This window comes from Pseudomonas asplenii, assembly GCF_001293465.1.
Lineage (GTDB): Bacteria > Pseudomonadota > Gammaproteobacteria > Pseudomonadales > Pseudomonadaceae > Aquipseudomonas > Aquipseudomonas fuscovaginae_B.
In genome coordinates this window covers 176,565-199,143 of record NZ_JSYZ01000006.1, presented here as the reverse complement: position 1 = coordinate 199,143, position 22,579 = coordinate 176,565, and the positions used below count along the sequence as shown (strand labels likewise).

The 22,579-nt window shown below is 60.9% G+C and carries 21 protein-coding genes; 15 read left to right on the top strand and 6 right to left on the bottom strand.

The genetic code is table 11. The annotated features are described in order from the left end of the window. Window position 1: 1 nt before the first annotated feature. The 12 genes from rpsE (at window position 2) to bfr (ending at window position 7,852) form a co-directional block, all read left to right on the top strand. Window positions 2-502: a 30S ribosomal protein S5 gene (gene rpsE, locus PF66_RS09560; protein ID WP_017901539.1), complete on the top strand. Its 501-nt coding sequence runs from the start codon at window positions 2-4 to the stop codon at window positions 500-502. A 2-nt stretch (window positions 503-504) separates the two neighbouring features. Further along, a complete protein-coding gene (gene rpmD / locus PF66_RS09555) occupies window positions 505-681 on the top strand; it encodes a 50S ribosomal protein L30 (protein WP_054059482.1) in 177 nt (58 codons plus the stop codon). Window positions 682-684: 3 nt separating this feature from the next. Continuing rightward, on the top strand, window positions 685-1,119 hold the full coding sequence (gene rplO / locus PF66_RS09550; protein WP_010220318.1) for a 50S ribosomal protein L15: 435 nt from the start codon (window positions 685-687) through the stop codon (window positions 1,117-1,119). Next, entirely contained in the window at window positions 1,120-2,448 is a 1,329-nt protein-coding gene (secY, locus tag PF66_RS09545) for a preprotein translocase subunit SecY (RefSeq protein ID WP_010443917.1), read from the top strand. Window positions 2,449-2,476: 28 nt separating this feature from the next. Continuing rightward, on the top strand, window positions 2,477-2,593 hold the full coding sequence (gene rpmJ, locus PF66_RS31905; RefSeq protein WP_002555468.1) for a 50S ribosomal protein L36: 117 nt from the start codon (window positions 2,477-2,479) through the stop codon (window positions 2,591-2,593). A 129-nt stretch (window positions 2,594-2,722) separates the two neighbouring features. Continuing rightward, complete coding sequence (gene rpsM / locus PF66_RS09540) at window positions 2,723-3,079, top strand: 30S ribosomal protein S13 (protein WP_017901542.1); 357 nt, start codon at window positions 2,723-2,725, stop codon at window positions 3,077-3,079. A 30-nt stretch (window positions 3,080-3,109) separates the two neighbouring features. Then, the gene (rpsK, locus tag PF66_RS09535) at window positions 3,110-3,499 is read left to right on the top strand and encodes a 30S ribosomal protein S11 (RefSeq protein WP_007924177.1); all 390 of its coding nucleotides are present in this window, start codon (window positions 3,110-3,112) and stop codon (window positions 3,497-3,499) included. 18 nt (window positions 3,500-3,517) lie between these two features. After that, on the top strand, window positions 3,518-4,138 hold the full coding sequence (gene rpsD / locus PF66_RS09530; RefSeq protein ID WP_017901543.1) for a 30S ribosomal protein S4: 621 nt from the start codon (window positions 3,518-3,520) through the stop codon (window positions 4,136-4,138). A gap of 22 nt (window positions 4,139-4,160) precedes the next feature. Then, window positions 4,161-5,162, top strand: a complete 1,002-nt coding sequence (locus PF66_RS09525; RefSeq protein WP_003186012.1) for a DNA-directed RNA polymerase subunit alpha — start codon at window positions 4,161-4,163, stop codon at window positions 5,160-5,162. A gap of 42 nt (window positions 5,163-5,204) precedes the next feature. Beyond that, window positions 5,205-5,591: a 50S ribosomal protein L17 gene (gene rplQ, locus PF66_RS09520; RefSeq protein WP_017901545.1), complete on the top strand. Its 387-nt coding sequence runs from the start codon at window positions 5,205-5,207 to the stop codon at window positions 5,589-5,591. A 191-nt stretch (window positions 5,592-5,782) separates the two neighbouring features. Next, on the top strand, window positions 5,783-7,231 hold the full coding sequence (locus PF66_RS09515; RefSeq protein ID WP_054059481.1) for a catalase: 1,449 nt from the start codon (window positions 5,783-5,785) through the stop codon (window positions 7,229-7,231). Window positions 7,232-7,387: 156 nt separating this feature from the next. Continuing rightward, window positions 7,388-7,852: a bacterioferritin gene (gene bfr, locus PF66_RS09510; RefSeq protein ID WP_054062546.1), complete on the top strand. Its 465-nt coding sequence runs from the start codon at window positions 7,388-7,390 to the stop codon at window positions 7,850-7,852. Window positions 7,853-8,034: 182 nt separating this feature from the next. Here bfr and uvrA read toward each other — a convergent pair whose 3' ends face one another. Further along, window positions 8,035-10,869, bottom strand: a complete 2,835-nt coding sequence (gene uvrA / locus PF66_RS09505; protein WP_054059479.1) for an excinuclease ABC subunit UvrA — start codon at window positions 10,867-10,869, stop codon at window positions 8,035-8,037. A 190-nt stretch (window positions 10,870-11,059) separates the two neighbouring features. Between uvrA and PF66_RS09500 the strand changes: the two genes are divergently transcribed. Both PF66_RS09500 and PF66_RS09495 read left to right on the top strand, forming a co-directional pair. Further along, the gene (locus tag PF66_RS09500; protein ID WP_054059478.1) at window positions 11,060-12,457 is read left to right on the top strand and encodes an MFS transporter; all 1,398 of its coding nucleotides are present in this window, start codon (window positions 11,060-11,062) and stop codon (window positions 12,455-12,457) included. Window positions 12,458-12,466: 9 nt separating this feature from the next. Beyond that, window positions 12,467-12,976 (top strand): single-stranded DNA-binding protein, encoded by a 510-nt coding sequence (locus PF66_RS09495; RefSeq protein WP_054059477.1) that lies wholly within the window; start codon window positions 12,467-12,469, stop codon window positions 12,974-12,976. Window positions 12,977-13,121: 145 nt separating this feature from the next. On the opposite strand, the gene PF66_RS09490 is transcribed toward PF66_RS09495, so the two are convergent. Together PF66_RS09490 and PF66_RS09485 are read right to left on the bottom strand one after the other, a co-directional pair. Next, window positions 13,122-13,958, bottom strand: coding sequence for a hypothetical protein (locus tag PF66_RS09490; protein WP_241494309.1), 837 nt, complete (start codon window positions 13,956-13,958; stop codon window positions 13,122-13,124). 90 nt (window positions 13,959-14,048) lie between these two features. Continuing rightward, window positions 14,049-15,947 carry an MAC/perforin domain-containing protein gene (locus PF66_RS09485; RefSeq protein WP_054062545.1) on the bottom strand — a complete coding sequence of 633 codons (1,899 nt, stop codon included), beginning with the start codon at window positions 15,945-15,947 and terminating at the stop codon, window positions 14,049-14,051. Window positions 15,948-16,231: 284 nt separating this feature from the next. Here PF66_RS09485 and PF66_RS09480 point away from each other — a divergent pair, with 284 nt between their 5' ends. Further along, a complete protein-coding gene (locus tag PF66_RS09480; protein ID WP_054062554.1) occupies window positions 16,232-19,555 on the top strand; it encodes an ATP-binding protein in 3,324 nt (1,107 codons plus the stop codon). 2 nt (window positions 19,556-19,557) lie between these two features. On the opposite strand, the gene PF66_RS31900 is transcribed toward PF66_RS09480, so the two are convergent. From PF66_RS31900 to PF66_RS09470, 3 genes are all read right to left on the bottom strand, one after another. Next, the gene (locus PF66_RS31900) at window positions 19,558-20,259 is read right to left on the bottom strand and encodes a hypothetical protein (protein ID WP_081009827.1); all 702 of its coding nucleotides are present in this window, start codon (window positions 20,257-20,259) and stop codon (window positions 19,558-19,560) included. After that, complete coding sequence (locus PF66_RS09475; RefSeq protein ID WP_206542424.1) at window positions 20,252-21,427, bottom strand: AAA family ATPase; 1,176 nt, start codon at window positions 21,425-21,427, stop codon at window positions 20,252-20,254. The genes PF66_RS31900 and PF66_RS09475 overlap by 8 nt, the downstream gene beginning before the upstream one ends. Window positions 21,428-21,576: 149 nt before the next feature. After that, window positions 21,577-22,488, bottom strand: a complete 912-nt coding sequence (locus tag PF66_RS09470) for a LysR family transcriptional regulator (protein ID WP_054062544.1) — start codon at window positions 22,486-22,488, stop codon at window positions 21,577-21,579. Window positions 22,489-22,579 lie beyond the last annotated feature (91 nt).

The window sequence follows — 22,579 nt, the reverse complement described above, 5'->3', positions numbered from 1 at the left end:
TATGTCCAATAACGACCAAAAGCGCGACGAAGGCTACATCGAGAAGCTGGTTCAAGTTAACCGCGTAGCCAAAACCGTAAAAGGTGGCCGTATCTTTACTTTCACCGCGTTGACCGTGGTAGGTGATGGTAAGGGCCGTGTAGGCTTCGGCCGTGGCAAGTCCCGTGAAGTGCCTGCTGCGATCCAGAAGGCCATGGAAGCGGCTCGCCGCAACATGATCCAGGTGGACCTGAACGGCACCACTCTGCAGTACGCCACGAAGTCCGCCCACGGCGCTTCGAAGGTCTACATGCAGCCTGCATCTGAAGGTACCGGTATCATCGCTGGCGGCGCTATGCGTGCTGTCCTCGAAGTTGCTGGCGTTCAGAACGTTCTGGCCAAGTGCTACGGCTCGACCAACCCGGTAAACGTGGTTCACGCCACTTTCAAAGGTCTGAAAGCCATGCAGTCCCCTGAGTCCATTGCTGCCAAGCGCGGCAAAACTGCAGCGGAGATCCTGTGATCATGGCAACCGTAAAAGTAACGCTGATCAAAAGCACCAACGGCCGCATCCCTAGCCACAAACTGTGCGTGAAGGGTCTGGGTCTGCGTCGCATCGGTCACACTGTAGAAGTCCAGGATACTCCCGAGAACCGCGGGATGATCAACAAGGCTTACTACATGCTGCGTGTCGAGGGTTAATCGATGAAACTCAATGATCTGAGTCCAGCGCCGGGTTCCCGTCGCGAAAAGCATCGTCCGGGCCGTGGTATCGGTAGCGGTTTGGGTAAGACTGGTGGCCGTGGCCACAAAGGTCAGACCTCCCGTTCCGGTGGCACCATCGCTCCAGGCTTTGAAGGCGGTCAGCAGCCGCTGCATCGTCGCCTGCCGAAGTTCGGCTTCGTTTCCCTGAAAGCCATGGACCGCGCAGAAGTGCGTCTGTCCGAGCTGGCCAAGGTGGAAGGCGACGTCGTAACCGTGCAGTCCCTGAAAGATGCCAACGTGATCAACCAGAACGTACAGCGTGTGAAAATCATGCTGTCGGGCGAAGTGACTCGCGCTGTAACTATCAAGGGTATCGCCGCCACCAAGGGTGCGCGTGCGGCTATCGAAGCAGCTGGCGGCAAGTTCGAGGAATAAATGGCTAAGCAAGGTGCTCTCTCAGCGCTCAGCAAAGGCGGGTTATCCGAGCTCTGGGCTCGTCTGCGTTTCCTGTTCCTGGCGATTATCGTCTACCGGATAGGTGCGCACATCCCAGTTCCAGGTATCAACCCGGACCGGCTGGCGGACCTGTTTCGACAGAATGAGGGGACCATTCTTAGCTTGTTCAACATGTTTTCCGGCGGCGCGCTGGAGCGGATGAGTATCTTTGCACTGGGGATCATGCCGTACATTTCGGCATCGATCATCATGCAACTGATGACCGCTATCAGCCCGCAGCTGGAGCAGTTGAAGAAGGAAGGTGAGGCTGGTCGTCGCAAGATCAGCCAGTACACCCGCTATGGCACCGTCGTCCTGGCCCTTGTTCAAGCCATTGGCATGTCCATTGGCCTGGCTGGTCAGGGCGTAGCTTTTTCTGCTGATTTCGGCTTCCATTTCGTCGCGGTGTCCACGTTCGTGGCTGGCGCGATGTTCATGATGTGGCTGGGTGAGCAGATTACGGAGCGCGGTGTTGGCAACGGTATCTCGATGCTGATTTTTTCGGGTATCGTCGCCGGTCTTCCGAGAGCGATCGGGCAGTCTTTCGAGTCTGCGCGTCAGGGTGATATCAACATTTTCGCCCTGGTTGCCATCGGTTTGCTGGCAGTAGCGATTATCGGTTTCGTGGTGTTCATTGAGCGTGGCCAGCGTCGTATTGCTGTTCACTACGCCAAGCGTCAGCAGGGCCGCAAGGTCTTCGCTGCGCAGACCAGCCACTTGCCGCTGAAAGTGAATATGGCCGGTGTGATTCCAGCTATCTTCGCGAGCAGCATCTTGCTGTTTCCGGCTTCGTTGGGTGCCTGGTTCGGTCAGTCTGAAGGTATGGGCTGGTTGCAGGACATCTCGCAGTCGATCGCTCCTGGTCAGCCGTTGAATATTCTGCTGTTTAGTGCAGGGATTATTTTCTTCTGCTTCTTCTATACGGCGTTGATGTTCAATCCGAAAGACGTAGCGGAAAACCTGAAGAAGTCCGGTGCCTTTATTCCGGGTATCCGTCCAGGCGAGCAGTCGGCACGCTACATTGATGGCGTTCTGACCCGTTTGACCATGTTCGGTGCTCTATATATGACGGCCGTGTGCCTGTTGCCCCAGTTTCTGGTGGTTGCAGCAAACGTTCCGTTCTACCTTGGCGGGACCTCGTTGCTGATCGTGGTCGTGGTTGTGATGGACTTCATGTCCCAAGTGCAATCTCACCTCGTTTCGCACCAGTACGAATCCCTGATGAAGAAAGCCAACCTGAAGGGCTACGGCAGCGGCATGCTGCGCTGAAGCACCCATAAGGTTCGAGGAGTTGGTGATGAAAGTTCGTGCATCGGTGAAAAAGCTGTGCCGTAACTGCAAGATTATTCGCCGCGAAGGTGTGGTTCGAGTAATTTGCAGCGCGGAACCGCGTCACAAACAGCGCCAAGGCTGAGTGTGATCTGCTTGAAGCCCAGCAGCTAGTGCGCTGCTGGGTTGATTATTTGTTATTACAGCGATATTATCTCGCGCCCTATTTCTTGGCTTCCGGGGCGTAGGTAGCTGTCAATTGGAGTCCCACTGAATGGCCCGTATTGCAGGCGTTAACATTCCAGATAACAAGCACACTGTTATCTCGCTGACCTACATCTATGGTGTTGGTCGCACTACTGCACAGCAGATCTGTGCAGTGACTGGGGTCAACCCAGCCGCGAAGATCAAGGATCTGAGCGACGAGCAGATTGAACAGCTGCGTGGCGAAGTGGCGAAGTTCACCACTGAAGGTGACCTGCGTCGCGAAATCAACATGAAAATCAAGCGCTTGATGGACCTGGGCTGCTACCGCGGTCTGCGTCATCGTAAAGGTCTGCCAGTGCGCGGTCAGCGTACCAAGACCAACGCGCGTACTCGCAAAGGTCCGCGTAAGCCGATCCGCAAGTAATCGCACCAGCGAATCGACAGGAATTTAGTCATGGCAAAACCTGCTGCTCGTCCTCGTAAGAAAATTAAAAAGACAGTGGTTGATGGCATCGCCCACATCCACGCGTCTTTCAACAACACCATCGTGACCATCACCGATCGTCAAGGTAATGCTCTGTCCTGGGCTACCTCCGGCGGTTCGGGTTTCCGCGGTTCCCGTAAGTCCACCCCGTTCGCTGCCCAGGTTGCCGCTGAACGTGCTGGCCAAGCTGCGCTGGAATATGGCCTGAAGAACCTCGACGTCAACGTCAAGGGCCCAGGTCCAGGTCGTGAGTCCGCTGTCCGTGCTCTGAACGGCTGTGGCTATAAGATCGCCAGCATCACCGACGTGACGCCAATCCCGCACAACGGGTGCCGTCCGCCGAAGAAGCGCCGCGTGTAATCCAGGAGATTGTAAAGAATGGCTCGTTACATTGGTCCAAAATGCAAATTGGCTCGTCGCGAAGGCACCGACCTCTTCCTGAAGAGCGGCGTGCGCGCTATCGAATCCAAGTGCAACATCGAAGCAGCTCCTGGTATCCACGGCCAGCGTCGCGGTCGTCAGTCCGACTACGGCACCCAGCTGCGTGAGAAGCAAAAAGTTCGTCGTATCTACGGCGTACTCGAGCGTCAGTTCAGCGGCTACTATAAGCAAGCTGCTGGCAAGAAAGGTGCAACCGGTGAAAACCTGCTGCAACTGCTCGAGTGCCGTCTGGACAACGTCGTATACCGCATGGGCTTCGGCTCGACTCGTGCCGAATCGCGTCAGCTGGTATCGCACAAGTCCATCAGCGTTAACGGCAAGACCGTAAACGTTCCGTCCTACCAGGTTCGTGCTGGTGACGTGGTTGCTGTTCGCGAAAAGGCGAAGAACCAACTGCGTATCGTCCAGGCCCTGGAACTGTGTGCTCAGCGTGGCCGCGTAGAATGGGTAGATGTGGACACTGACAAGAAGTCGGGCGTTTTCAAAAGCGTTCCTGCTCGCAGTGACCTCTCCGCCGACATCAACGAAAGCCTGATTGTCGAGCTCTACTCCAAGTAAGGGCTAGAAAATAGGTGCATCCATGCAGATTTCGGTAAATGAGTTCCTGACACCCCGTCACATCGACGTGCAGGTTGTCAGTCCAACCCGCGCTAAGATCACTCTCGAGCCTCTCGAGCGTGGTTTTGGCCACACCCTGGGCAACGCGCTGCGCCGCATCCTGTTGTCCTCAATGCCAGGCTGTGCAGTAGTCGAGGCCGAGATTGACGGTGTGCTCCACGAGTACAGCGCCATCGAAGGTGTACAGGAAGATGTCATTGAAATCCTGTTGAACCTTAAAGGTCTGGCTATCAAGCTGCACGGCCGTGACGAAGTTACGCTGACCTTGTCGAAGAAGGGTTCGGGGGTGGTTACCGCTGCCGATATTCAGCTGGATCATGATGTCGAGATCGTTAACCCCGATCACGTAATCGCCAACCTGGCGTCCAATGGCGCCTTGAACATGAAGCTCACCGTAGCTCGTGGCCGTGGCTATGAACCAGCAGACTCGCGTCAGAGCGATGAAGACGAAAGCCGCAGCATCGGTCGCTTGCAGCTCGACTCTTCGTTCAGCCCGGTTCGCCGTATCGCCTACGTGGTGGAAAACGCCCGTGTCGAACAGCGTACCAACCTGGACAAACTGGTTATTGATCTGGAAACCAACGGTACCCTGGATCCTGAAGAGGCTATCCGTCGTGCTGCAACCATCCTGCAACAGCAGTTGGCTGCGTTCGTCGACCTCAAGGGTGACAGTGAGCCAGTGGTTGTCGAGCAGGAAGACGAGATCGATCCGATCCTGCTTCGCCCGGTTGACGATCTGGAACTGACTGTACGTTCGGCTAACTGCCTTAAGGCGGAAAACATCTACTACATCGGCGACCTGATTCAGCGTACCGAAGTAGAGCTGTTGAAGACTCCGAACCTGGGCAAGAAATCCTTGACCGAAATCAAGGATGTTCTGGCCTCCCGCGGTCTGTCCCTCGGCATGCGCCTCGATAACTGGCCGCCTGCAAGTCTTAAGAAGGACGACAAGGCGACTGCCTGATCGTCGTAATCACCGAACGTAGTGTTTGGTAAGGAATGAACCATGCGTCATCGTAAAAGTGGACGTCACCTGAGCCGCACCAGCTCGCACCGCAAAGCCATGTTCCAAAACATGGCTGTGTCGCTGTTCGAGCACGAGCTGATCAAAACCACTCTGCCAAAAGCCAAGGAACTGCGCCGCGTTGCCGAGCCGCTGATCACCCTGGCTAAAGTAGACAGCGTTGCTAACCGCCGTCTGGCTTTCGACCGTACTCGTTCGAAAGCTATCGTTGGTAAGCTCTTCAACGACCTGGGCAAGCGTTACGCTACCCGTCAGGGTGGCTACCTGCGCATCCTGAAGTGCGGTTTCCGCGCTGGCGACAACGCTCCTATGGCGTACGTCGAGTTGGTTGATCGTGCTACTGCTGGCGATGCTGTATCTGCCGAGTAAGACGTCAGTCTGAAACAGAAAACCGGGCCCAGTGCCCGGTTTTTTGTGCCTGCTATAAAGGCACAGGTTGTTAATAGTTGTTAACTATTGCCTTTGATGGATTAATGCATTTGTTCCTGTAACCTTCATGGTCAATACTTCCCCTCAGCCGATTAGCCGGCAGCACCAAGACCCAGAGAGGAAGGATGAGTATGAGCCAGAACAAAACGCTGACGACCGCCAGCGGCGCTCCCGTCGCAGATAACCAGAATTCCCGTTCCGCCGGCCCGCGTGGCCCGCTGCTGCTCGACGACTTTCACCTGATCGAGAAGCTTGCCCACTTCAACCGTGAGAACATCCCTGAGCGTCGCGTACACGCCAAGGGTTCGGGTGCCTACGGTACCTTCACCGTTACCAGGGACATCACCCAGTACACCAGCGCCAAGCTGTTCGAGGCGATCGGCAAGAAGACCGAGACCTTCCTGCGTTTCTCCACCGTCGGTGGCGAGCGTGGCTCGGCCGATACCGAGCGCGATCCACGGGGTTTCGCCCTGAAGTTCTACACCGAGGAAGGCAACTGGGACATCGTCGGCAACAACACGCCGGTGTTCTTCATTCGCGACCCGCTGAAGTTTCCAGATTTCATCCACACCCAGAAACGCCTGCCGCAAAGCAACCTGAAAAGCGCGCAGATGATGTGGGACTTCTGGTCGCACTCGCCTGAGGCATTGCACCAGATCACCATCCTGTTCTCCGATCGCGGGATTCCGGATGGCTACCGCCACATGCACGGTTTTGGCAGCCACACCTACAGCCTGATCAACGCCAAGGGCGAGCGTCACTGGGTGAAATGGCACTACAAGACCAAGCAGGGCATCAAGAACCTGGCGCCGGCCGAGGCGGCACGCCTGGCAGGTACCGATCCGGATTATGCCCAGCGTGACCTGTTCAACGCCATCGAGCGTGGCGATTTCCCGAAATGGCGCGTGTGCATCCAGGTCATGACCGAGGCCCAGGCGGCGGCACACTACGAGAACCCGTTCGACGTGACCAAGACCTGGTCGCAGAAGGAGTTCCCGTTGATCGAAGTCGGTGAGCTGGAACTGAACCGCAACCCGCTGAACTACTTCGCTGAAGTCGAGCAGGCGGCCTTCGGTCCAAGCAATATGGTCCCGGGTGTCGGCCTGTCGCCAGACCGCATGCTGCAAGGCCGCGTATTCGCCTACGCCGATGCCCACCGCTATCGCGTCGGTACCAACCACCAGCAACTGCCGGTGAACGCGCCACGCAGTCCGGTCAACAGCTACCAGCGCGACGGTGCCATGGCCTTTGGCAGCAACGGCGGTGCCGCGCCGAACTACGAGCCCAACAGCTACGCCGATGCGCCGAAACAGGCTCCTCGCTACGCTGAGCCGGCACTGGCCCTGAGTGGTGCCGCAGATCGCTACGATCATCGCGAAGATACCGACTACTTCAGCCATGCCGGTGCGCTGTTCCGGTTGATGAACGACGAACAGAAGGCGCTGTTGATCAGCAACATCGCCGGTGCGATGGCCGGTGTGTCCGATGACGTGGTGCAGCGCCAACTGCAGTATTTCTTCAAGGCCGACCCGGCTTATGGTGAAGGTGTCGCGAAAGCGTTGGGAGTAGTGCTGAAGTAAGTCTAAACGAGAAGCAGAACCGCCCTCAATTGGGCGGTTTTTCGCTTCAAATCGATGGTTTTTCTCTGCTATTTCTCACTTTTCTGCTGTTTTTGCCGTGACCTTCCGGTCAGCTTGGTTCAAAATACAGACTTTCAGGCAGGGAGATGTAGGGCGATGCAAGGTCACCCGGACGTAATCGATTACCTCAACACGTTGCTGACCGGCGAACTGGCAGCCCGTGACCAATATCTGATCCATTCGCGGATGTATGAGGACTGGGGCTTCAGCAAGCTCTACGAGCGCATGAATCACGAAAGTGAGGAAGAGGCTCAGCACGCCGATGCACTGATCCGCCGGATCCTGATGCTCGAAGGCACACCGCGCATGCGGCCGGATGATCTCGACATTGGTACCACTGTGCCCGAGATGTTCGAGGCCGACCTGCGCCTGGAGTACAAGGTGCGTGCCGCGCTGTGCAAGGGCATCGAGCTCTGCGAGCAGCACAAGGACTACGTCTCCCGCGATATCCTGCGTCAGCAACTGGCCGATACCGAGGAAGATCACACCTACTGGCTGGAGAAACAGCTGGGGTTGATCAAGTCCATTGGCCTGGAGAATTACCTGCAGTCGCAGTGCTGAGGTGAATGGCCGGTGCCATGCAGCGGTTCGCCGGCCAGCCAGGCTCCTGCAGGATCGCGTCGTGCCGCGATATCGGATACACCGCCCCCTGTAGGAGCCAGGCTTGCCGGCGAAAGCGTCCTCAACGCTCACCAAAAAGCCCCTGCCATCACACGATGACAGGGGCTTTTCATTCCCGTTGATTACGCCCGATCGCGAATCAGCAACGGCTTCAGGTAATGCCCGGTATGCGACTGCGGCATCTCGGCTACCTGCTCCGGCGTACCCACCGCGATGATCTGGCCGCCCTTGGAGCCGCCCTCGGGTCCCAGGTCCACCAGCCAGTCGGCGGTCTTGATCACATCCAGGTTGTGCTCGATCACCACCACGGTGTTGCCGTGGTCACGCAGGCGGTGCAGTACGTCCAGCAACTGCTGGATATCCGCGAAGTGCAGGCCGGTAGTCGGCTCGTCGAGGATATACAGGGTCTTGCCGGTATCGCGCTTGGACAGCTCGCGGGACAACTTGACCCGTTGCGCCTCGCCACCGGACAGGGTGGTCGCCGACTGCCCCAGCTTGATGTAGGAAAGCCCCACATCCATCAGTGTCTGCAGCTTGCGCGCCAGTGCCGGTACGGCATCGAAGAACTCCCGCGCTTCCTCGATGGTCATCTCCAGCACTTCGTGGATGCTCTTGCCCTTGTACTTGATCTCCAGGGTTTCGCGGTTGTAGCGCTTGCTCTTGCACACGTCGCACGGCACATAGATATCCGGCAGGAAGTGCATCTCCACCTTGATCAGGCCATCGCCCTGGCAGGCTTCGCAACGGCCGCCCTTCACGTTGAACGAGAAGCGCCCCGGACCATAGCCCCGGGAACGGGCCTCCGGCACACCGGAGAACAGTTCACGGATCGGCGTGAACAGGCCTGTATAGGTCGCCGGGTTCGAACGCGGGGTACGGCCGATCGGGCTCTGGTCGATATCCACCACCTTGTCCAGGTGCTGCAGGCCGTTGATGCTGTCGTGGGCCGCCGCTTCCAGGGTCGTGGCGCCGTTGAGCGCGGTCGCACTGAGGGGGAACAGGGTGTTGTTGATCAGGGTCGACTTGCCCGAGCCGGACACACCGGTCACGCAGGTCAGCAGGCCGATCGGGATTTCAAGGTCGACATTGCGCAGGTTGTTGCCGCGGGCGCCCTTGAGGGTCAGCGACAGCTTCTTGTTGCGCGGCGTGCGCTTGGCCGGCACCTCGATCTTCACCCGCCCCGACAGGTACTTGCCGGTCAGCGAGTCCGGGTGCGCCATGACCTCGGCCGCGGTGCCCTGGGCGACAATGCTGCCGCCATGCACGCCGGCACCGGGGCCGATATCCACCACATAGTCGGCCAGGCGGATCGCGTCCTCGTCGTGCTCGACCACGATCACCGTGTTGCCGATGTCCCGCAGGTGCTTGAGGGTGCCGAGCAGGCGGTCGTTATCGCGCTGGTGCAGGCCGATGGACGGTTCGTCGAGGATGTACATCACGCCCACCAGGCCGGCGCCGATCTGGCTGGCCAGGCGAATGCGCTGGGCTTCACCGCCGGACAGGGTGTCGGCGCTGCGGTCCAGGGTCAGGTAGTCGAGGCCGACGTTGACCAGGAACTGCAGGCGCTCGCAGATCTCCTTGAGGATCTTGTCGGCGATCTCGCCGCGGCGCCCGGTCAGCTTCAGCCCCGAGAAGTAACCGGCTGCATCGCCGATCGGCAGGTTGGTGACCGCCGGCAGGGTTTTCTCGCCGACCCACACATGCCGGGCCTCGCGACGCAGGCGTGTCCCGCGGCAATCCGGGCAGGGTTGGGTACTGAGGAACTTGGCCAGCTCCTCGCGCACGGTAGCCGACTCGGTCTCGCGGTAGCGCCGCTCCAGGTTGGGCACGATGCCTTCGAACGGGTGCGAGCGCTTGACGATATCGCCGCGGTCGTTGAGGTACCTGAAGTCGACGTTCTGGTTGCCGCTGCCGTTGAGGATGACCTTCTGCTGGTCCGCCGGCAGGCTGTTGAACGGCACTTCCAGGCTGAAACCATAGTGCGCGGCCAGCGAGCCGAGCATCTGGAAGTAGTAGACGTTGCGCCGGTCCCAGCCGCGTATCGCACCCTCGGCCAAGGTCAGTTCGCCATTGACCAGGCGCTTGACGTCGAAGAACTGCTTCACCCCCAGGCCGTCACAGGTCGGGCAGGCACCGGCCGGGTTGTTGAAGGAGAACAGCTTGGGTTCCAGCTCGCTGATGGCGTGGCCGCAGACCGGGCAGGCGAAACGCGCGGAGAAGATCATTTCCTCGCCCGGCTCGTCGTCCATCGGTGCGACCAGGGCAATGCCGTCGGCCAGCTTCAAGGCGGTCTCGAAGGATTCGGCCAGGCGCTGCTGAAGGTCGGCGCGGACCTTGAAGCGGTCGACCACCACATCGATCGTGTGTTTCTTCTGCTTGTCGAGTTTGGGCACTTCGTCCAGCTCGTACAGCTTGCCGTCGACCCGCGCGCGGACGAAGCCTTGAGCCCGCAGTTCCTCGAACACCGACAGGTGCTCGCCCTTGCGCTCGCGGATCACCGGTGCCAGCAGCATCAGCTTGGCGCCTTCGGGCTGGGCCAGCACCAGGTCGACCATCTGGCTGACGGTCTGCGCTTCCAGCGGGATGTCGTGGTCCGGACAGCGCGGCGTCCCCACGCGGGCATACAGCAGGCGCAGGTAGTCGTAGATCTCGGTAATGGTGCCGACCGTCGAGCGCGGGTTGTGCGAGGTCGATTTCTGTTCGATGGAGATCGCCGGCGACAGGCCTTCGATGGTGTCGACATCGGGCTTTTCCATCATCGACAGGAACTGCCGGGCGTAGGCGGACAGCGACTCGACATAGCGGCGCTGGCCTTCGGCATACAGCGTGTCGAACGCCAGGGACGACTTGCCGGACCCGGACAGGCCGGTGATGACGATCAGCTTGTCCCGGGGCAGGGTCAGGTCGATGTTCTTCAGGTTGTGGGTTCGAGCCCCACGAATCAGGATCTTGTCCAAAGTGGCCTCGCACGGCGGGCGGTAAAGGCAGGAGTATAAGGCTAAATACTGGATGGATGCACACTATCGCGACACAGCATTGCAGCCTTGCATGACAGGATGCTGAACGAGTGAGCGACAAAGCGTCACCCTATACCCGCTCAAACGATGGGACTGATAGAATCGCCGCCGGTTCACACGAGGTTTTTCCATGCACGATCCCCACAGCGAACGCATGAGTGGCGGCGAGACCCGCGCGGCAAGCGGCCTGGCCCTGGTGTTCGCGTTCCGTATGCTTGGCATGTTCATGGTGTTGCCGGTCCTGGCGACCTACGGGATGGATCTGGCGGGCGCGACACCGGCGCTGATCGGCCTGGCCATCGGTGCCTACGGCCTGACCCAGGCCCTGTTCCAGATCCCCTTCGGGATCATTTCCGACCGTATCGGCCGCCGCCCGGTGATCTACCTGGGCCTGGTGGTCTTCGCCCTCGGCAGCCTGCTGGCGGCCAACGCCGACTCGATCTGGGGCGTGATCGCCGGGCGCATCCTGCAGGGCGCCGGGGCGATTTCCGCGGCGGTCATGGCGCTGCTCTCGGACCTGACCCGCGAACAGCACCGTACCAAGGCCATGGCCATGATCGGCATGACCATCGGCCTGTCGTTCGCCGTGGCGATGGTGGTCGGGCCGCTGCTGACCCGGGCCTTCGGCCTTTCCGGGCTGTTCCTGGCGACGGGCGGCATGGCGCTGGTCGGCATCCTGATCATCGCCCTGATGGTGCCCAGGGCCACCAGCCCGCTGCAGCACCGCGAGTCCGGCGTGGCGCGCCAGGCCCTGTTGCCGACGCTCAGGCACCCGGACCTGCTGCGCCTGGACCTGGGCATCTTCGTGTTGCACGCGATGCTGATGTCGAGCTTCGTCGCCCTGCCGCTGGCCTTCGTGGAAAAGGCCCACCTGCCCAAGGAGCAGCACTGGTGGGTGTACCTGACCGCCTTGCTGATCTCCTTCTTCGCCATGATCCCGTTCATCATCTACGGCGAGAAGAAACGCAAAATGAAACGAGTTTTGCTCGGCGCGGTGACGACGTTGATGCTCACTGAGCTATTCTTCTGGGAGTTCGGTGATGGTTTGCGGGCCCTGGTGATCGGTACGGTGGTGTTCTTCACCGCCTTCAACCTGCTGGAGGCCTCGCTGCCGTCGCTGATCAGCAAGGTTTCACCGGCCGGAGGCAAGGGCACGGCGATGGGGGTGTATTCCACCAGTCAGTTCCTCGGCTCGGCTCTCGGCGGTATTCTGGGCGGCTGGATGTTTCAGCATGGTGGTCTGTCGGCAGTCTTCCTCGGATGCGCCGCACTGGCTGCCCTCTGGCTGGCCTTTGCTGTTACCATGCGTGAACCTCCCTATGTGACGAGCCTGCGCTTGCCGTTATCGCCCGAGGCGATCCGCGAAGCGGGTCTGGTCGAGCGCCTGAAAGCCGTCGTAGGGGTAACCGATGCAGTCGTCGTCGCCGAAGAGGCCGCCATCTACATCAAACTGGACACCGAATTGTTGGATCGCACCACCCTTGAGCGCCTGGTCAATGAACCGGCCTCGCAAGCGTGCGAAGCCTAGGAGAACGTTATGGCCCGTGGGGTTAACAAAGTCATATTGGTCGGCACTTGCGGCCAGGATCCCGAAGTTCGCTACCTGCCCAACGGCAACGCCGTGACCAACCTGAGTCTGGCGACCAGCGAGCAGTGGACCGACAAGCAGACCGGCCAGAAGGTCGAGAAGACCGAGTGGCACCGTGTGGCGATGTTCGGCAAGGTCGCCGAGATCGCCGGCGAATACCTGCGCAAGGGTTCGCAGGTCTACATCGAGGGCAAGCTGCAGACCCGCGAGTGGGAAAAGGACGGGATCAAGCGCTACACCACCGAGATCATCGTCGACATGCAGGGCACCATGCAGTTGCTGGGCGGCCGTCCACAACAGGGCGACCAGGGCGGCTACGATCAGTCCGCGCCACGCCAGCAGGCTCCGCGCCAGCAGGCACCGCGTCCACAGCAGGCACCCCAGCGTCCAGCCCCTCAGCAGGCCGCTCCGCAGCCGGCTCCGGACTTCGACAGCTTTGATGACGATATTCCGTTCTAAGCCGCTGCTTATCCAGCACTGAGAACCTGAAAAGCGAAGCCAGCAACCTGGCTTCGCTTTTTTATTGCCGGCTGCAAAGCCATTGATCGGCCCACATGCCCGTCCTGAACTTTCGCACAAGCCCAGGCCCGGGCTTGCAGGACGTCTACAGCAGCGATTCGTGGCGCGTCGGCGTCTTCTCTTCGTGGTAGTGCGGGCGGCCCGTATCGGAATCCATCAGTGCCGGGGTGGCGAGGATGGTTTCGGTCGGCAGGCAATCCTCGTTGCCCTGGAACCAGCAGGCCAAGGCCGAGTTGCGGTTGCCGTGCATGTCGACGACGCTCAGGTACGTGTTCGTCCCGGGCGGCGGCGGGGCAGGAAACGTCTTGGGCGGCAGCACCAGCGCGTCGCCCGGCTTGACCCACAGGTCGGCCAGTTCGATCTGGTTCACGTAGGGCCGCCAGCGCGCCACGCTGATGACCAGCGGCAGCCGGGTATAGCGGGCCAGGAACACGTGGGCGAAGTTGTGGTACTCGAGGTCGGTCGGGTTGTAGTTGAGCAACTCGCGCTGGCGCTCCGGCCCGAGATAGGGCGATTGATGACCTGCCCACTTGCCGTAGGTGTACTGCGCGATCATCAGTTGCTCGTATTCGAAGCGGATGCATTCGCCCCTGCGCAGTAGGGTCATGCCAAAGGCCTGGGCCGTTTCCTCCGTGGCCCATAGCGGTTTGTAGCAGACCTCCCTGGCATGGAAGTCGAACTCGGTGATTTCATAGGAACCGCAGGCCGTAGGCACCCGGCGTGGCTTGCTGCCGATGCCTGTGTATTTATGGCCAAGCTCCAGCTCGGGTCTGGTCGGCGCCAGCTCGATCAGGTGACCACGAGGTTCGCTGCAGGGGACTGCCAGGCCCTGATCGTTGTACAGGAACGGGAACTTGTTGGTATCGAGCGGCTGCTGGGCGCCGTCCTCGATGAAGGAAATGCTGTTGAAGAACTGCATCATGACAGGGACCATCCAGGTCGGGGGCTGGGAACAGGCCGGTTGATCGAGGGACCGATCCGGCGGTCGTGCCGGATCGGTGAGCTTACCTCTTTAACGTTGCGGCTGTTGCTGCACGCGGAACCAGTCCATGCCATGGGGTTCGCGCCAGCGGCGAACGGCTGCGCGTTTTTCAACCTGGGTCAGGCACAGGCCGGCCCCATGGTGGTAGACCATCAGCAGGTGGAAGATGTCGTCGCCACGCCGGTCCCAGATCACGTCGTCCTCCTGGCGCCCCGGTTTTATCGGGTGCAGGCGGCAATCGCTCTGGTCCTGCATGCCTTGCAGGAGGCTGCCGGTCTCGTAGTTGATCAGCAGGATCGGATGGTTGATCTCCGGGTAGGGCTTCTCCAGTTCCCTCATGTACCAGAGCTGCCCTGGATTGCTGGCATCCGTTTTCTGCATGGCGATCCGGCTCTTGTTCTGCGGGTCGGCGACCAGTACCGGATGGTCACCGGTGTTGTTGTGCAACCGGTAGAGGACGGTTTGCGTGTCTTCGAGCACCTTGGCGGTCTGTACCAGTTTCACCCGGCCGAAGGAATCGTGGGACAGCCGTGCGCTGATCTTCACTCGTGGCCTGAGGTCTTTTCCCGCGTCGCCGAAGCCGGCAATCACGCCGTCCACACCGGCATCTTCCAGGTTGTTGCCGGCCAGCGCGTAGGTCAGGCCAGCCAGGAAGTTGGGCTGCATGCTCCTGACCAGGATCTCCCAGCGCGTCAGGGTGGCTTGCGTGGCGCCGTGGACCAGCAGCGCTTCACGCATGGCGGCGTTCGGGTAGTAGCGGCTGTCGCGCGGCCAGCGTTCGGTGGTCAGCAGCAATTTGTGCTCGGATTTCCCGTTCAGCAGCAGTGCCATGGCGTCCCAGAACTTCTCGAAGGCTTGTGGCGCGGCATCGGCCGCCGGTGGGTAGTGCACGGCTTCGCTGGTCTGCTTGCTCTTGTTGTCGATGAACACCGCACGCAATGCCGGGCCGTTGGCAGCCGCATTGGGCGAACTGCGACGACTGTCGCGGCCGATGACAATCACCGACTCGGACCAGGTCGCATCGATCTCGGCCTTGTAGCTGGTATACCACTGGTAGGCATCTTCCAGGGCCGTGCGGCGCGGGCCATCCTTGACGAAGAGATAGATCGGGGAGAGCTTGAGCTCCACCACCCGTGGACTATCGATCAGGGAATGGCGCCACTTGATGAATTCCGGCTGATAGTTCTGAGGGTTGATCGAACTGAAGTCGATGGAGTGTGTGCCCCCACAGGTGGTCAGCCGGCTTTGACGGTTGGCGATGCGGCTTTTGACCTCCTCGGTGGTTGCGGTCGAGGCTGTGGCGCTGACAAACGCCCCGTATTCGGCTTCGAGCATCGCCTTGAGGCTGGTCTTGTTGCTCAGGTATTTCTTGGAGGCGGTCATGGCGTAGTTCAGCGACCCGCCGACCACGACTTCCTTGACGATGTCGACGCCGAAGTCGACGAAGAAATTGAAGAATTTCCGGGCGTCAGCCGGATCGAAGACCTCGGGCAGTTCCGTGACCCGGCTCTTGAACACATCGGTGGCATTGTCGGGGTTGACCGCCAGGCTCAGCCTCCACAAACGTACCGTGTGGCTGTAGAGCGCGGCATCGTGTTCCTGGAGTTGTGAAATATCGCTGCCGAAGGTGGCCTTGAAGCCGGCCGAGAAGGCGCCATAGCTGCCCTTGGCCTCGACGCTCGATTGACTGTGCCGCTCATATTCCTCATGGGAGGAAAAGCTCTCGGTGAAATAGTCTTCCTGGGTCACCAGGTCGAGGGTGACGTGCTTGCCGATGTTGTAGGTGCGCTCCAGGCATTTGATCGGGTGCTTGCCGAACTCGGTATCGCCAACCTTCTGGCATTCCTTGCTGTCGCCGGCCCAGTCCAGTTTGTTCAGGCCCAGTCCCAACAACTGCGAACCACTGATGTCTGTCAACTCGCTGCTCATTGCAGGCTCCTTTCGTCCAGGTTGTATCAATTGGGGCCAATTGATAGGGCCCAGTATCGGGAGAGGGGCCAATGCCAGACAGTCCAGAGCGGTCTCAGTGCAGTATCAGTTTGGTATCAGCGAGCTGACCAAACTGCCGCACCAGTGGGTTAACGTGGTCGCGGTGCTGGAGTACACTCCCGCGACAGCCGGCTGATAGCAACTTGGTATTGCCCTACACCGATATCCCCGGCGCTTTCATTGGCGAGCCCGCCCAGGGTGAGGGGGCGCTCGGGGCTATCGACATGGACTCCAGAGATCTTCCGCTTTCCGTCGTGCCGAGGGTCGAGCCGATCCTTTCCGATGGTCGGGTCCTGCTCGACAGCGGCCTGCTCAAGGCCCTGCGCAAGCAGCATGGCCTGAGCCAGGAAACCCTCGCCGAAGCCTGCCTCAATCGTCATCTGTGCGTCTCCATCGCCTCCATCAAGCGGGCCGAAACCGGCAAGCCGGTGCTGTATCGAACGGCCCGCCACCTGGCGACAGCCTTCGATGTCGACGTCAGCACCCTGCTGGGGCAATCGGCCACCGAGGCCTTGGCCGAAGTCGAAAGCACCATGGCCGAACTGCACGAGCGTCTGTTCCAGGCACCGGAATACGCGATGACGCGCTACGTCCTGGAGTTGTGCTTTGTCACCGATGAAGGCGCGCGTTCGGCGCCGTTGACCGAAGGCATCGAGCGGTTGATCCAGCAGTTTGGTGGCGTCTGCATCGGCAATGCCCAGGGCCTGGTCATTGCCCGGTTCGGTTCGCCCCAGGCCTACCGCAGTGACAGCGAGCGGGGCCTGCTGTGTGCCCTGGCGTTGAGCCGCGAGCAGTTTGTCCGGGTCGGGCACGGGATCGTGCTGCGGCTGGTGCGCGAGCACGAGGCGATGCCGCTCGAGGTCCTGGCCCAGGTCCACCATGTGTTTCCCTCCCTGTATGGCAACGCGCCGGTGCATGTCGCGCAGGACCTGATCGAACAACTGGCCCTGCGCTTCGAATTCGCCGCGGCCGACCCGGTGTTGCCCAGCTATCGCAAATGCCTGCGCCTGCGCAGCCTCGACGACAATGCGCCGCTGCCGTTGGTGGGCCGGGCGATCGAGCTGTTGCAGTTCAAGGGCGTGATCGAGGCCGCCGAGGAATGCCAGGACGGTCATGTGGTTTACCTGCGTGGCATGGCCGGTATCGGCAAGACCCGGCTGGTCAGCGAGTTCTGCGAAATGGCCCGGCAGGGCGGGTTCGTCTGTCATCGTGGCGATGTGCTGGATTTCGGCATGGACCATGGCCTCTGGCCCCTCGGCCAACTGGCCCTCAGCCTGCTGGGCCTGGGGACTGCGGAGCCGGTTCAGGCACAGGCCCTGGAGGTGGCGGTGAGCCGGTTGAAACTGGCCGAGCCGTCGCTGATGTTTCTGCAGATGCTCACGGGTGTTCAGTACGTCGATCGCGCGTTCAAGGCACAGCAGGCGCTGTACGCGGCGATGGGCGGCGAGGCGCGCTCGCAGGGATTGTTCAACGCGCTGTTGCAACTGCTGTTGCGTGTCGCCGTGCAGCAGCCTTTGCTGATCATCGTCGAAGACCTGCATTGGGGCGACAGCGGCCTGTTGGCGATGCTCGGTCGGCTGCTCGATGCCAGCCGCGAAGCGCCGATTGTCTGGCTGCTCACCTCGCGCCCCGAAGGCGACCCGCTGGAAAGCGAACTGCGCCCGCGTTGCGCCAGCCCCATGAGCCTTCTGGAACTCGCGCCGATCCGCCCGCGTGAGGCGACGGTACTGGCCGAGCAGTTCGTCGACGTCGACCCGGCCTATCGCGACGACTGCGTGGTGCGGGCCCAGGGCAACCCGCTGTACCTGACGCAGTTGTTGTCGAGCCAGGAGCGGATTGTTCCCGACAGCCTGCGGCACCTGATCCAGACGCGGGTGGAACGTTTCACGCCGTCGCAACGCCGGGCCCTGCATTACGCCGCGGTGTTCGGCAACCGTTTCGAGCTGGCGCTGTGGCGCGAGGCGCTGGCCCAGCCCGACTACGTGCCCGAGGCGCAATGGCGCCAGAGCCTGCTGCGGGAGGTCGAGCCGGGCAGCTACAGGTTCGTCCACGATCTGGTCATGCACTGCCTCTACGATGCGATGCCGCAGGTATTGCGCGACCAATTGCACCGCGAGGTGGCCTCGCTCTACCGCCAGCGCGACCAGGCGCTGTGTGCCCAGCATCTGCTGCGGGCCAACGCACCGGAGGCGTTCGACGCGCTGCTGCTGGCCATGGCGGAAAAACTGCAGAACTGCCAGTACGAATCGGTCCTCGCCCTCGGCCAGCAGGCGGTGGGCCTGGGCAAGCGCGGCGAGGCCAGCTTCGACCTGGTGCACCGTTGCGCCCAGGCGTGTTCGGGGCTGGGGCGGACGTTGCAGGCCCGCACGCACTTTCAACAGGCGCTGATGCTGGCGGCCCGGGGGGAGGAGCGCATCGAGGCGGCACTGGGGCTGGCCTCGGTATTGAACACCCTCGACTGCCTGGAGGAAGAAGAGCGCCTGATCGAACAGATCCTGCCGGTGGCGCACAGCCTGCGGGCGCACACGGCGCTCGCCCGGCTGTATCACCTGCGCGGCAATATCTATTTCCCCCGTGGCGACTATGCCGAGTGTCGGCGCCTGCACGAAGAGTCGCTGTCCTTTGCGCGGATCGGCAAGCACCTGGAAACCCAGGCCAAGGCCCTCAGCGGCATTGGCGATTCCTACTATGCCCAAGGCAGCATGCAGACGGCCTGCGAAGTGTTCGACCAATGCGTGCGCCTGTGCGAGCGCCATGAGCTGGTGCAGGTGGAAGCGGCCAATCGCAGTGCCCGTGGTTCGGCGCGTTTTTATCTAGGACAGCCGGAGCTGGCCCTGCAGGACGCCATGCAGGCTGTCGCCGGCAGCCGCCGGATCGGCAACCACCGCGCCGAAGTGTTCTCCCGGCTGACGGCGGCCTGGGTCCTGCTGGCGTCGGGTGAGGAGGTGAGGGCGCAGCAGGAACTGTCCGAAGCCCTGGAGTTGGCGCGCAACCTGGGCGCCAGCCGTTTCGAGGTGCTTGTGCTGGAGGGGCTGGCGCGGGTGGCGCTGTGCCAGGGTGAGCGCGAACAGGCCCAGGCACTGATCCTGGCAGCGGTGGAGCGGGTCGAGCGCTTCGACCTGCAGCGCTACATCGGCCCCTGGGTCTATGGCAGCCAGGCCCTGATGCTGGATGATGCAGCCCTCAAGCGCCAGGCCCTGCAGCGGGGAGAGGCGTTACTGGACCAGGCGTGCCTGGCCCATAACACCCTGCGCTTTCGGGTGAGCGCGGCCGAGGTCTGCCTGCTCGCGGGCGATTTCGAGCAGGCCGTCGGGCACGGGCAGCAGATGGCGCTGCTGCCCGAGTCCGCGTCCTGTGCCTGGGTGCGTCACCATGTGCGGCTGATCGGTGCGGCGGCACAGTGGCTGCAACACACCGATCAGGTCAGTGCCCAGGCGTTGCGGGCAATCCGCCGCGACGCCGAAGCACTCGGTTTCGTGGCGACCATGCCTCTTCTGATCAGTAGTTTGAATGCTTCATCCCGACAGTCAGACTTGTCCGCTGAGTAAATTCAAGGACGATTCAGATATTCGCGTAGAGAATTTTCAAAAACAACAGCCTGGCCGCACAGTGTTTTTACTTGTGCCCAGTTCGTGCGGACACTATCGGCGTTCTCCCTATAGGCTCGAACGCTTTTCCTGATGCGGTTCGCTTTCGGCAGTCGCTCCAGCGCATCCTCCAACGCAGGGTTGCATTCTGCGTCAGCGCAAAGCGGATGCTCCTCGGGAAGTATGGCGGTTGCCAGCCAACTTCCTGTCGATTGTGCCGGTAGGCACCAGAGGGTTTTGGCGTCTGGTGTCGTTGGCGACAACCAACTCCTCATCATTGCTTCGAGTTGTGCACAGGTATCCGCGACCGGTGGGCAAGGCTGGTTGCAGGGTAACGGCCGCCAGTTTTTCTGACGTGCCATCTCTTCTATCGCCGGGCCACAGTCGGCATAGCGTTTGAGCGCCACGTCGGTATCCAGATGAATGATGAACAGGTCGTAACCTTCCAGCGTCGGGTCCGAACTCAGGGGGCCGCAATGCCTTTCACCAGCGTCCTTGCACCATTTAAGTACACCCGGCCAACCATTTCCTCGCAAGCCCGGTTTCGGCTCGGGCTGAAGCAGTGTCATTTGGAATGGATCCGGAAGAATGGCCCGCAATGCTGCGCTGATCAGCTCATAGTCCGTTGGCCCTTCGGCAATCAGAGCGATGTGCAGCTCAGACATTCGGCACACCTCCCAGGTGCCCCATCAACCAAAGGCGCGATAACGGGTACTCCTCATTCATTGCCCGAAGTTTGTCTGACAGCTCCAGCCTGCGTACCCGGGTCAGTCCTTCGCTATTACGTTCCACGACAAACAGCCGAACATCAGGATCCGACAAGTCCAGCCCATCAAGCACCGCTGGGTTATGTGCGGTAAAGAGCATTTGCCGTTCTGGCCCGTTGTGCTTCAGCCAGCCGGCCAGGCGTGCTGTCAGGCGTGCGACCAGTCTTGGGTTGAGCGCCTGATCCAGGTTGTCGATGGCAAAAAGTCTGGGGGCAGACGGCAATAGACAAAGAAGTGCGCAGAATATGACATAGAGGGCACCCTCACTGGCGTCATAGGCTGTCAACTCGTTGCGGCTTTTGTGCATATGGCGATCGGTGAATTTCAGCATCCATTTGGTTCGCGGAACCTTGGGGGAGAGTAATGCTGAACCCCGTGTCGTGGCCTGGACGTCTGAAACCCAGTCGATCAACTCAAGAACTTCATCCAGTACCTCGCTGTCATCAAGCAGCTTGCTCAGCTCTGAAAAACCCTCAGCCAACTGACCACCACTAAGGCCTACCGGTGCCCGTGGCTGCATGTCCGGTACCGTCCCGCGCAGAGTCGGAGTATTCGGGCAGTAGATCGCATATTCCTGCAGGCACTTCATCAACTGCGCTGCCGGGTTTGCCTGTTCTATCTCGACCAGTCGCAACGCCGCCAGGCCAGCTTGCGGATTGAGGTTCTTCTTGTTGCGTACACCGTCGGAAACAATGTCCTGAACCCCATCTTTCAGGACTTCGGTCTTGTAGGTCCACGCCGGCTCCGGCGATTCCAGAGGATTGAGCAGAGAGACACGGTAAAGTTGTTCGCAGCAGCCTTCTGCACTGATACCGATATGCGCCGGGGTCCGTTTGGTGGTAAACGAACTTTTGAACAGCCGTGGTACCCCTGCCCGTACGCCACGACGCAACAATGCCTCATCATCGACAACCCCGTTGGCAGCGGAGCCCAGCACTCCTATCGCTTCCAGGATATTGCTTTTGCCCACGCCGTTGGCGCCAATGAAACAGTTGACACGACCTAGTTCAACCGTTTCCGAATGGATGGACTTGAAACCATCAACATGAATGGTTTTGACGATCATGGCGTACCTGTCATTGAAGTTGGCGGAGATACTGGGCTCAGGCACTGTGCCCTCCTATCAGGACGCGTGCATATCCAGTCGGGTACTGTACAACGTTCTGAGCTGGCTCTCAGCTAGCAGTGAGCTGACACCTTCGTTCCGGTGTTGCCTCAGCCAAACCGCTGCTCCAGCAGAAAATCGACGAACGCCCTGAGCCGCAGCGGCACGTGCCGGCCATGGGGATAGAGCAGGGTGAAAGGGCGCGAGCGGCCGGCGAAAGGCTGCAGCACCTCCACCAGCGAACCCTCGGCCAGTTCCTTCTCGACGATGAAGCGGTAGGTCTGGAACAGGCCGGCACCATGTCGGGCCAGCGTCACACCGCCCAGCACGTCTTCCGAACAGCAGTAGCCGCTGTCGGCCAGCACCTCGCGGTCCTTGCCATCTTCCCTGAACAGCCAGGTGATGCGCCGCCCGTTGCTGGGCAGTTCGAACTGGATGCACTCATGGTCCTGCAAGTCCTCCAGCTGTCGCGGCGTCCCGGCCCGGCGCAGATAGTCGGGGCTGGCGACCACCACCAGTGCCGCATCCTCCAGATGCCGGGCGATCAGCCCGGAGTCGGGCAGCACCCGTACCCGGATCGCCAGGTCGTAGCCTTCCTCGACGAAATCGATGTTGCGGTTGCTGATATGCGTCTCGACCTGTACTGCCGGGTAGCGCGCGCGAAAGGCCGGCAGCAGGGGCAGCAGGCGATGGTGGGCGTAGGTGGTGGGAATGCTGATGCGCAGGGTGCCGGCCGGCTCCTGCTGTTTGCCCATGACCTCGCGCTGGGCCTCGGACAGTTGCGTCAGCGCCTGTCGACACTGCTCGAAGTAGGCCCGACCGCCTTCGGTCAGGCGAATGCTGCGGGTGGTGCGGGTAAACAGGCGCACGCCCAGGCGCTGCTCCATGCGCGAGATCGACCGGCTCACGGCCGCCGGCGTGACGCCGGCCACCGCGGCCGCACCGGTGAAACTGCCGGCTTCGGCGGCCAGGCAGAACAGCTCGATACTGCCGAGCAGGATGTCGTCGAATTGTCTTCGCATGCTGGATGGCACCCGGGACCCAAGGGGGAATGGCTAGTGAAATACCGCGACTGGCCCGCTGGCGCAATCTTTCGTCTCCCACAGGGGCCGC

Coding starts and splice junctions, on each gene's coding strand:
- rpsE (WP_017901539.1), top strand. CDS start 2: ATGTCCAATAACGACCAAAAGCGCGACGAAGGCTACATCGAGAAGCTG.
- rpmD (WP_054059482.1), top strand. CDS start 505: ATGGCAACCGTAAAAGTAACGCTGATCAAAAGCACCAACGGCCGCATC.
- rplO (WP_010220318.1), top strand. CDS start 685: ATGAAACTCAATGATCTGAGTCCAGCGCCGGGTTCCCGTCGCGAAAAG.
- secY (WP_010443917.1), top strand. CDS start 1,120: ATGGCTAAGCAAGGTGCTCTCTCAGCGCTCAGCAAAGGCGGGTTATCC.
- rpmJ (WP_002555468.1), top strand. CDS start 2,477: ATGAAAGTTCGTGCATCGGTGAAAAAGCTGTGCCGTAACTGCAAGATT.
- rpsM (WP_017901542.1), top strand. CDS start 2,723: ATGGCCCGTATTGCAGGCGTTAACATTCCAGATAACAAGCACACTGTT.
- rpsK (WP_007924177.1), top strand. CDS start 3,110: ATGGCAAAACCTGCTGCTCGTCCTCGTAAGAAAATTAAAAAGACAGTG.
- rpsD (WP_017901543.1), top strand. CDS start 3,518: ATGGCTCGTTACATTGGTCCAAAATGCAAATTGGCTCGTCGCGAAGGC.
- PF66_RS09525 (WP_003186012.1), top strand. CDS start 4,161: ATGCAGATTTCGGTAAATGAGTTCCTGACACCCCGTCACATCGACGTG.
- rplQ (WP_017901545.1), top strand. CDS start 5,205: ATGCGTCATCGTAAAAGTGGACGTCACCTGAGCCGCACCAGCTCGCAC.
- PF66_RS09515 (WP_054059481.1), top strand. CDS start 5,783: ATGAGCCAGAACAAAACGCTGACGACCGCCAGCGGCGCTCCCGTCGCA.
- bfr (WP_054062546.1), top strand. CDS start 7,388: ATGCAAGGTCACCCGGACGTAATCGATTACCTCAACACGTTGCTGACC.
- PF66_RS09500 (WP_054059478.1), top strand. CDS start 11,060: ATGCACGATCCCCACAGCGAACGCATGAGTGGCGGCGAGACCCGCGCG.
- PF66_RS09495 (WP_054059477.1), top strand. CDS start 12,467: ATGGCCCGTGGGGTTAACAAAGTCATATTGGTCGGCACTTGCGGCCAG.
- PF66_RS09490 (WP_241494309.1), bottom strand. CDS start 13,958: ATGATGCAGTTCTTCAACAGCATTTCCTTCATCGAGGACGGCGCCCAG.
- PF66_RS09485 (WP_054062545.1), bottom strand. CDS start 15,947: ATGAGCAGCGAGTTGACAGACATCAGTGGTTCGCAGTTGTTGGGACTG.
- PF66_RS09480 (WP_054062554.1), top strand. CDS start 16,232: ATGGACTCCAGAGATCTTCCGCTTTCCGTCGTGCCGAGGGTCGAGCCG.
- PF66_RS31900 (WP_081009827.1), bottom strand. CDS start 20,259: ATGTCTGAGCTGCACATCGCTCTGATTGCCGAAGGGCCAACGGACTAT.
- PF66_RS09475 (WP_206542424.1), bottom strand. CDS start 21,427: ATGATCGTCAAAACCATTCATGTTGATGGTTTCAAGTCCATCCATTCG.
- PF66_RS09470 (WP_054062544.1), bottom strand. CDS start 22,488: ATGCGAAGACAATTCGACGACATCCTGCTCGGCAGTATCGAGCTGTTC.